This is a genomic window from Thiogranum longum, assembly GCF_004339085.1.
GTDB classification, from domain to species: domain Bacteria; phylum Pseudomonadota; class Gammaproteobacteria; order DSM-19610; family DSM-19610; genus Thiogranum; species Thiogranum longum.
The window spans coordinates 2909619-2916906 of the sequence record NZ_SMFX01000001.1 but is presented as its reverse complement, the minus strand read 5'-3'; the positions used below and the strand labels follow the sequence as shown (position 1 = coordinate 2916906).

At 55.5% G+C, this 7288-nt stretch carries 10 protein-coding genes; 3 read left to right on the top strand and 7 right to left on the bottom strand.

The annotated features are described in order from the left end of the window. The 3 genes from DFR30_RS14205 to dtd all read left to right on the top strand — a co-directional run. The coding region (locus tag DFR30_RS14205) for a DsrE/DsrF/DrsH-like family protein (RefSeq protein WP_207891915.1) at positions 1-375 on the top strand (375 nt) is incomplete at its 5' end. Positions 376-436: 61 nt separating this feature from the next. Next, entirely contained in the window at positions 437-1387 is a 951-nt protein-coding gene (gene pip / locus DFR30_RS14200) for a prolyl aminopeptidase (RefSeq protein ID WP_132974313.1), read from the top strand. Continuing rightward, positions 1384-1830, top strand: a complete 447-nt coding sequence (gene dtd / locus DFR30_RS14195; protein ID WP_132974312.1) for a D-aminoacyl-tRNA deacylase — start codon at positions 1384-1386, stop codon at positions 1828-1830. Before pip ends, dtd begins: the two co-directional genes overlap by 4 nt. Here dtd and DFR30_RS14190 read toward each other — a convergent pair. The 7 genes from DFR30_RS14190 to ccoN all read right to left on the bottom strand — a co-directional run bounded on the left by DFR30_RS14190 (position 1817) and on the right by ccoN (position 7252). Further along, positions 1817-2080 carry a hypothetical protein gene (locus tag DFR30_RS14190; RefSeq protein WP_132974311.1) on the bottom strand — a complete coding sequence of 88 codons (264 nt, stop codon included), beginning with the start codon at positions 2078-2080 and terminating at the stop codon, positions 1817-1819. The two genes, dtd and DFR30_RS14190, sit on opposite strands and share 14 nt — an antisense overlap. Before the next feature lie 61 nt (positions 2081-2141). Next, on the bottom strand, positions 2142-2651 hold the full coding sequence (locus tag DFR30_RS14185; protein ID WP_132974310.1) for a FixH family protein: 510 nt from the start codon (positions 2649-2651) through the stop codon (positions 2142-2144). A 5-nt stretch (positions 2652-2656) separates the two neighbouring features. Continuing rightward, positions 2657-4087, bottom strand: a complete 1431-nt coding sequence (gene ccoG, locus DFR30_RS14180) for a cytochrome c oxidase accessory protein CcoG (protein WP_341539299.1) — start codon at positions 4085-4087, stop codon at positions 2657-2659. A 3-nt stretch (positions 4088-4090) separates the two neighbouring features. After that, on the bottom strand, positions 4091-5023 hold the full coding sequence (ccoP, locus tag DFR30_RS14175; RefSeq protein WP_132974309.1) for a cytochrome-c oxidase, cbb3-type subunit III: 933 nt from the start codon (positions 5021-5023) through the stop codon (positions 4091-4093). Next, on the bottom strand, positions 5016-5186 hold the full coding sequence (locus DFR30_RS14170; protein ID WP_132974308.1) for a cbb3-type cytochrome oxidase subunit 3: 171 nt from the start codon (positions 5184-5186) through the stop codon (positions 5016-5018). Before DFR30_RS14170 ends, ccoP begins: the two co-directional genes overlap by 8 nt. 5 nt (positions 5187-5191) lie before the next feature. Next, positions 5192-5821 (bottom strand): cytochrome-c oxidase, cbb3-type subunit II, encoded by a 630-nt coding sequence (gene ccoO, locus DFR30_RS14165; protein ID WP_132974307.1) that lies wholly within the window; start codon positions 5819-5821, stop codon positions 5192-5194. Between the two features lie 15 nt (positions 5822-5836). After that, positions 5837-7252 (bottom strand): cytochrome-c oxidase, cbb3-type subunit I, encoded by a 1416-nt coding sequence (gene ccoN / locus DFR30_RS14160; protein WP_132974306.1) that lies wholly within the window; start codon positions 7250-7252, stop codon positions 5837-5839. Positions 7253-7288: the final 36 nt, after the last annotated feature.

The window sequence follows — 7288 nt, the reverse complement described above, 5'->3', positions numbered from 1 at the left end:
CTCAAAAAAGACCTGAGTGACGCCATGGTCAGCCCGCTGGGCAACCCGGCCATGCCGATGAAAATGCCGTTCGGTCCCAAGTGGTTCCAGGACTTCGACTGGCCGATGCCCAACCTGCTGATGGCCGGTGTTCCCGGGTTCGAAAAGGTCGCCACCGGACTGATGAAGAAAACATTCAAGAACAAGGGAGTAGCAACAGTTGAAGAGTTGCGTGACCTGTGTGTCGAAGCTGATGTGAAGATGGTTGCGTGCCAGATGACGGTGGATGTATTCGGATTTGACCAGAGCGAGTTTATCCCGGAAGTGACCGACTATGTCGGTGCGACCTACTTCCTGCCTGTCGCCAAGGATGCCGACGTCTGCCTGTTTATCTAGGCTGTCGCGTCATCATGAAAAGGCGTGCTTTGCACGCCTTTTTTTATGTCAGAATAAAAGCATGCGAACACTCTATCCCCCTGTCGAACCTTATGTACGCCATACGCTGCAGGTCGAGGCGCCACACACGCTGTATGTCGAGGAATGCGGGAACCCGGCCGGCATTCCCGTTTTGTTTGTGCACGGAGGCCCTGGCGGCGGTTGCGAACCCTGGCACAGGCAGTTTTTTGATCCCGATCGATACCGTATTGTTCTGTTTGATCAGCGGGGTTGCGGACGGTCAACCCCGCACGCCAGTCTTGAAAATAATACAACGCAGGCCCTGACAGGAGACATGGAGCAACTTCGTGAGCACCTGGGCATCGAGCGCTGGATGCTTTTTGGTGGTTCCTGGGGTTCCACGCTAAGTTTACTGTATGCGCAGGCCTGCCCTGAACGGGTGCTTGCGCTGGTGCTGCGGGGCATTTTCCTGTGCCGTAAACAGGATATTGACTGGTTTTACCAGCAAGGGGCATCACGATTGTTTCCGGATGCGTGGCAGGATTTTATTGCACCTGTCCCGCCATCACGGCGAGACAACCTGGTGCAGGCGTATCACGAATTGCTTACGGGCGATGATGAAGTAAGGCGCCTTGCCGCAGCGCGGGCCTGGTCGGTTTGGGAGGGAACGACGTCGACACTCCAGCATAAGCCCGCGCTTGTGCGGCATTTTGCCGACAGTTATATCGCGCTGAGTATGGCGCGCATCGAGTGTCACTACTTTATCAACGGGGCATTTATACGCCCTGACCAGATCATCAGTGACGCTGCGCAACTCAAAAATATCCCCGGACGGATTATCCATGGCCGCTATGATGTGGTGTGCCCGGTAGATCAGGCTATTGAGCTGCACCACGCCTGGCCTGAGGCAGATGTGCAGATAATACCGGCGAGTGGGCACTCTGCAGGCGAGCCGGCCGTTGCAGGGGCGTTACTGGAGGCGACAGATCATTTTGCAGGCCAACTGGCATGATCGCCCTCCTGCAGCGTGTCAGTGAGGCATGGGTCGATGTGAAGGGCGAACGGATTGGCGAGATTGATACCGGCCTGATGGTTTTAATCGGTGTCGAGCGTGGCGATAGTGGGCAACAGGCTGACCGCTTGCTGGAGCGCTTGCTCGGTTACCGGGTATTCTGCGACGCGCAAGGCCGGATGAACCTCGGTGTGGGGGAGGTGGGCGGTGGTTTGTTGCTGGTTCCGCAATTTACCCTCGCAGCAGACACATCGCGTGGCCGTCGTCCTGGCTTCAGCCAGGCCGCATCACCCGAAGAAGCCATAAAATGGTTTGAGTACTTTGTAGCGCAGGCAAGGCTCAGGCACCCGGTCGTGGAAACCGGCCAATTTGGCGCAGACATGCAGGTAGGGCTGGTTAACACAGGGCCTGTTACTTTCTGGTTACAGGTCAGGCCCGTGTGACCCGGTTGTTGTCAGTATGGCAGGGCTTCTGGAAATAACAGGTCAGTGCGCAGGTGCCGGCTGTCAGCAACCAGAACAGAAAGAAACCGATCGTGTAGACGCCCATGCGACTGATCTCGGGCAGGCCGGCTATATGCACCAGGTCCTGTGGATCAAAAAGTGTAAAGAAAGCCCCGGTAGCAATGCCGGAGGTCAGGAAAGATGGCCAGAATACGGCGATGATTCGCTGTATGAGGGGTGTATCTGACATGTGTTCCTCCATCTCTGTTTGAGCGGTGAAAGATCGGGCGCTATCACGCATCGGTAGTTGTTCAGAGTTCGTCTGAACTCAGGCGTGCCTGAAACTGTCTGCCACCTTTTATACGGGCGCGTATTTCCCAGCGATTGTCTGCGGGTCTCAGTCGGAGATACCACACGCCTGTCGGCAAGTCAGGTGAAGGAGCGGCATAGTGGCCTTCTCCAAGAGTTTCCAGCTTAACGCTTCTGTCCAGCTCAGCACGTGTTGCATGAATAAACTGGAGGACCAAAGCGCCATCATCGACTATTTTTTTGCCGCGTAGTGACAGGGTAATCTGGCTGCCATCACTGCGCAGCAAGGCATCAAGCTGTGCGTCCCTGGCCATTTCGAGGCGGTGCTTGTGCTGGTTGATGGCGAGTCCTTCCTTGTAATAGTCGTCAACAACCAGGGCGTGAGGGCTTTGAACGGCCAGCACAATGGTCAATATGCCGCCCAGCACGGCACCGACCGGCGGGATGAACAGCAGGCCGGGCCAGGCCTTTCTGTACCACGGTGAAGATTCATATACGGTAGTTTTCTGCATGGCGGTTACCTTATAACGGGGCCAAGAAAACGTGCTGTTTCAGTGCGTGTCAGTGCAGGATCATCGACTGCCTGAAGCGTAAACTCAATGGTATTGGCTGTGCGATCAAGTACCACCGGGTCGATTCTGACCGAAACCGGCAGGTTACGCACCACGCCGGCAGGTACCTCGACAAGTGGTGACTCCATGGCAAGGCTCATGCCTTCAAGTCCGGATGTGGAGAGTTTGAAGGTGTGAGCTTGCTCGTCCATGTTGATGAGTTTCAGTGTGTAGACATTCTCCACCAGTCCATCCGGAGTTTCCCGGTACAGGCTGTTACGATCGCGGATGATATCCAGTTCCAGCGGCATACGCTGGCTGATGGCGTACACCAGTCCGATGCTTAGTGCCGCCAGCACAATGGAGTACAAGATGATACGGGGACGTAGCAGGTGGGTCTTCAGTCCTGCCATGGCATTTTCTGTTGTATAACGTATCAGGCCGCGCGCATAGCCCATCTTGTCCATGACATCGTCACAGGCATCGATGCAGGCGGCGCAGCCAATACACTGGTATTGAAGGCCATCGCGGATATCGATCCCCGTCGGGCAAACCTGCACACACAGCGTGCAATCGACGCAGTCACCCAGTCCGGCACTGGCAGGATCGACATTGCGTTTACGTGAGCCGCGTGGCTCACCGCGGCGTTCATCGTAGGAGATGACCAGCGTGTCCTTGTCGAACATGGCGCTCTGGAAGCGCGCATAAGGGCACATGTAAATGCACACCTGCTCACGCAACCAGCCGGCATTCCCGTAGGTGGCAAAACCGTAAAAGAACACCCAGAAGGTCTCCCAGGGTCCCAGGTTGAAGTTCATCGATTCAACAGTCAGATCACGGATGGGTGTGAAATAGCCGACAAAGGTAAAGCCCGTGAACAATGCGAAACTGATCCATATAAAGTGTTTGAGTGCCTTGGTACGGAATTTAACCGGTGTCAGATCACTTTTATCGAGCTTGATCTGCTGGTTACGGCTGCCTTCCACCTTGCGTTCTATCCATAGAAACACCTCGGTCCAGACGGTTTGCGGGCAGGCGTAGCCACACCACAGTCGTCCTGCCAGGGCGGTAAAGAAGAACAGTGAAAGTGCGGCAATGACCAGAAGCCAGGCAAAGTAAAAGAAATCCTGTGGCCAGAATGTCAGGCCAAAGATATAAAATTTACGTGCCGGAAGATCAAACAGGACAGCCTGGTGGCCATCCCAGGTCAACCAGGCAGTACCATAGAACAGGCCAAGCAAAACCACCACGCCCAGGGTGCGAAGGCGGGCAAATGTGCCGTGCACTTCGCGTGGGTAGACTTTCTTGTGGCTGGCATACATCTCGTCCATTCCGGAGCCAGGTTGTGGCTCCGGGCTGGACGAGGTTTGCGTGGGTGGTGCCTGGACATCTGTCATGGACTAGCGTTTCCCGTTGGACAGACTGTACACATAGGTTGCCAGCAGATGCACCTTGTCTTCACCAAGGAAGTTGCGGTGTGCCGGCATGTGTCCGTTTCTCCCATTGGCGATGGTCTTGGCGATGACACCGGCCGACGCACCGTACAACCAGGTCTTGTCGGTCAGGTTTGGCGCACCCAGTGCCGGGTTGCCCTTGCCGTCAGCGCCGTGGCAGGCAGCGCAGTAGGTTGCGAAATGCTGTTTCCCGGCAGTTACCAGCGAAGTGTCAGCATCACGACCACTGAGACTGACAACATAGGCAGTGACCTCTTTTATGCCCTGGTCACCCAGTACCGCTTTCCAGGCCGGCATAACGCCGCTGCGACCATCGAGGATGGTAGTGGTAATCGTTTCCGGGTTGCCGCCGTACAACCAGTCAGTATCGCGCAGATTCGGGAAGCCCGGGGCACCACCTGCATCTGAACCATGGCAACTGGCGCAATAGTTGACGAACAGCCGTTCACCAATGCGCAATGCCCTGGGGTCCAGAACCAGTTGCTCAACCGGCTTGGTGGCATACTGGGCAAACAAGGGCCCGAACTTGGCATCTGCCGCTTCCATTTCTTTCGCGTAGGCATTCTGGTGGGTCCAGTTCAGCACACCGCGGAAGCTGCCGAGCCCCGGGTACAGTACCAGGTAGCCCAGTCCGAAGATCATGGTGATATAGAACATCCACAACCACCAGCGCGGCATCGGGTTGTTGTATTCGGCCAGTGTCTCATCCCAGGTGTGCCCGGTGGTATCACCCTCGGCAGCCTCACCGGCACGCCGTTTGGCGGTCCAGCGTATGAGCCACCAGCAGGCAAAGATATTGCCCAGCGTTAAAACGATGATCCAGCCACTCCAGAATTCACTGGTGAAGGCGAAATCCTGTGCAAGGTTTGCTTCATTCATGGCTTGCATCCTTTGGTTCAAGATTACTGTCATCGGCGAACGGCAGGTTCGCCGCTTCGTCGAAGGCACTCTTGCGGTTTTTGCTCCAGGCCCAGATACAGACGGCAAGGAAAGCGATCAGTGCAAGTGCCGTGGTGATGCCACGCAATGTATTGAGATCCATGACGCTTACCTCCGTGATGAAATGCTGGTGCCGAGCACTTGCAGGTAGTCGATAAGTGCATCCAGCTCGGTTTTGCCCTTGAGTGTTTCCGGGGCCTGTTCGATTTCCGCATCACTGTAGGTATCGCAACCATTGCAGGTGGCGCTGATGAGCATATTCATGACGCGCATTTTCTTTTTGATCAGCTTGCCATCCAGTTCGGTTTCCCCCAGCCAGGGGAAGCTCGGCATGTTGGATTCCGGAACGACATCGCGTGGATTTGTCAGGTGTACACGGTGCCAGTCATCACTGTAACGACCGCCAACACGTGCCAGATCCGGGCCTGTGCGTTTGGATCCCCACTGGAATGGATGGTCGTATACGAACTCACCCGCCACCGAGTAGTGACCATAGCGTTCTGTCTCGGCGCGGAACGGCCGGATCATCTGTGAATGGCAGAGGTAACAGCCTTCACGTACATAGATGTCACGCCCTTCCAGTTGCAGTGCCGTGTAGGGTTTTAACCCTTCGACAGGCTCCGTTGTGCTCTTCACAAAAAACAGCGGAACAATTTCGACCAGCCCGCCGACACTGATGACCAGCAGGATCAGTACCGCCATCAGACCGATATTTTTTTCGACGACTTCATGACTCATGATAATTCTCCTCGTTCACGCCGTCTGTGGGACCGGGGCATCGGCAGGTTCGGCACCGGAAGTGGTCCTGATAACGTTGTAGGCCATCACCAACATGCCGCTGAAGAACAGCGCACCACCCAGGAAGCGGACGAAGTAGTAGGGGTACATGGCTTCCAGTGACTCGACAAAGCTGTAGGTCAGCGTGCCGTCATCATTGACAGCCCGCCACATAAGGCCCTGCATAATGCCGGAGATCCACATGGAGACGATGTACAGCACGACGCCGATGGTTGACATCCAGAAGTGCCAGTCGATGAGCTTGATAGAGTACATCTGCTCACGCCCGAACAGTTTTGGAATCAGGAAGTAGACCGAGCCGATCGACACCATGGCAACCCAGCCCAGCGCACCGGAATGCACGTGGCCGATAGTCCAGTCGGTGTAGTGAGACAGTGCATTGATAGTCTTGATCGACATCATCGGGCCTTCGAAGGTAGACATTCCGTAGAAGGACAGCGACACGATCAGGAACTTGAGGATCGGATCATCACGAAGTTTATGCCAGGCGCCCGACAGCGTCATAATGCCGTTGATCATGCCACCCCATGAAGGGGCGAGCAGAATCAGCGAGAACACCATGCCCAATGATTGTGCCCATACCGGCAATGCCGTGTAGTGCAGATGATGCGGGCCGGCCCACATATACGTTGAGATCAGGGCCCAGAAGTGTACCACCGACAGGCGATAGGAATACACAGGGCGCCCCGCCTGTTTGGGGACGAAGTAGTACATCATGCCGAGGAATCCGGCCGTCAGGAAGAAACCCACAGCATTATGTCCATACCACCACTGCACCATGGCGTCGATGGCACCCGGGTAGACCGAATAGGATTTGGTCAGGCTTACCGGTATCTCGGCACTGTTGACCAGGTGCAGAACTGCGACGGTCAGGATAAATGCACCATAGAACCAGTTCGCCACATAGATATGCTTGACGCGGCGTTTCATGATGGTACCGAAAAATACGATGGCGTATGACACCCAGACCACAGTGATGAGAATATCAATGGGCCATTCCAGTTCTGCGTATTCCTTGCTGGTGGTGATACCCAGTGGCAGGGTGATAGCAGCCAGAACAATCACCAGCGTCCACCCCCAGAAGGTGAATGCTGCCAGCTTGTCAGAGAACAGCCGCGTCTGGCAGGTGCGCTGCACGACATAATATGAAGTCGCAAACAGCGCCGATCCACCGAAAGCAAAAATGACGGCATTGGTATGCAGTGGGCGCAGGCGGCTGAAGGTTAACCAGGGCAGATCCCAGCTTAACTCCGGCCATACCAGCTCGGCGGCGATAAAGACGCCGACCAGCATGCCGACGATGCCCCATACGATAGTCATCACGGTAAACTGGCGCACAACCTTGTAGTTGTATGTGGTCTGTGAGTCCATGGCGTTTCCTGTTATGAGAGAAAGATTGGACAAAAG

Coding starts and splice junctions, on each gene's coding strand:
- DFR30_RS14170 (WP_132974308.1), bottom strand. CDS start 5,186: ATGGATCTCAATACATTGCGTGGCATCACCACGGCACTTGCACTGATC.
- DFR30_RS14185 (WP_132974310.1), bottom strand. CDS start 2,651: ATGCAGAAAACTACCGTATATGAATCTTCACCGTGGTACAGAAAGGCC.
- ccoN (WP_132974306.1), bottom strand. CDS start 7,252: ATGGACTCACAGACCACATACAACTACAAGGTTGTGCGCCAGTTTACC.
- pip (WP_132974313.1), top strand. CDS start 437: ATGCGAACACTCTATCCCCCTGTCGAACCTTATGTACGCCATACGCTG.
- ccoP (WP_132974309.1), bottom strand. CDS start 5,023: ATGAATGAAGCAAACCTTGCACAGGATTTCGCCTTCACCAGTGAATTC.
- ccoG (WP_341539299.1), bottom strand. CDS start 4,087: ATGACAGATGTCCAGGCACCACCCACGCAAACCTCGTCCAGCCCGGAG.
- DFR30_RS14190 (WP_132974311.1), bottom strand. CDS start 2,080: ATGTCAGATACACCCCTCATACAGCGAATCATCGCCGTATTCTGGCCA.
- dtd (WP_132974312.1), top strand. CDS start 1,384: ATGATCGCCCTCCTGCAGCGTGTCAGTGAGGCATGGGTCGATGTGAAG.
- ccoO (WP_132974307.1), bottom strand. CDS start 5,821: ATGAGTCATGAAGTCGTCGAAAAAAATATCGGTCTGATGGCGGTACTG.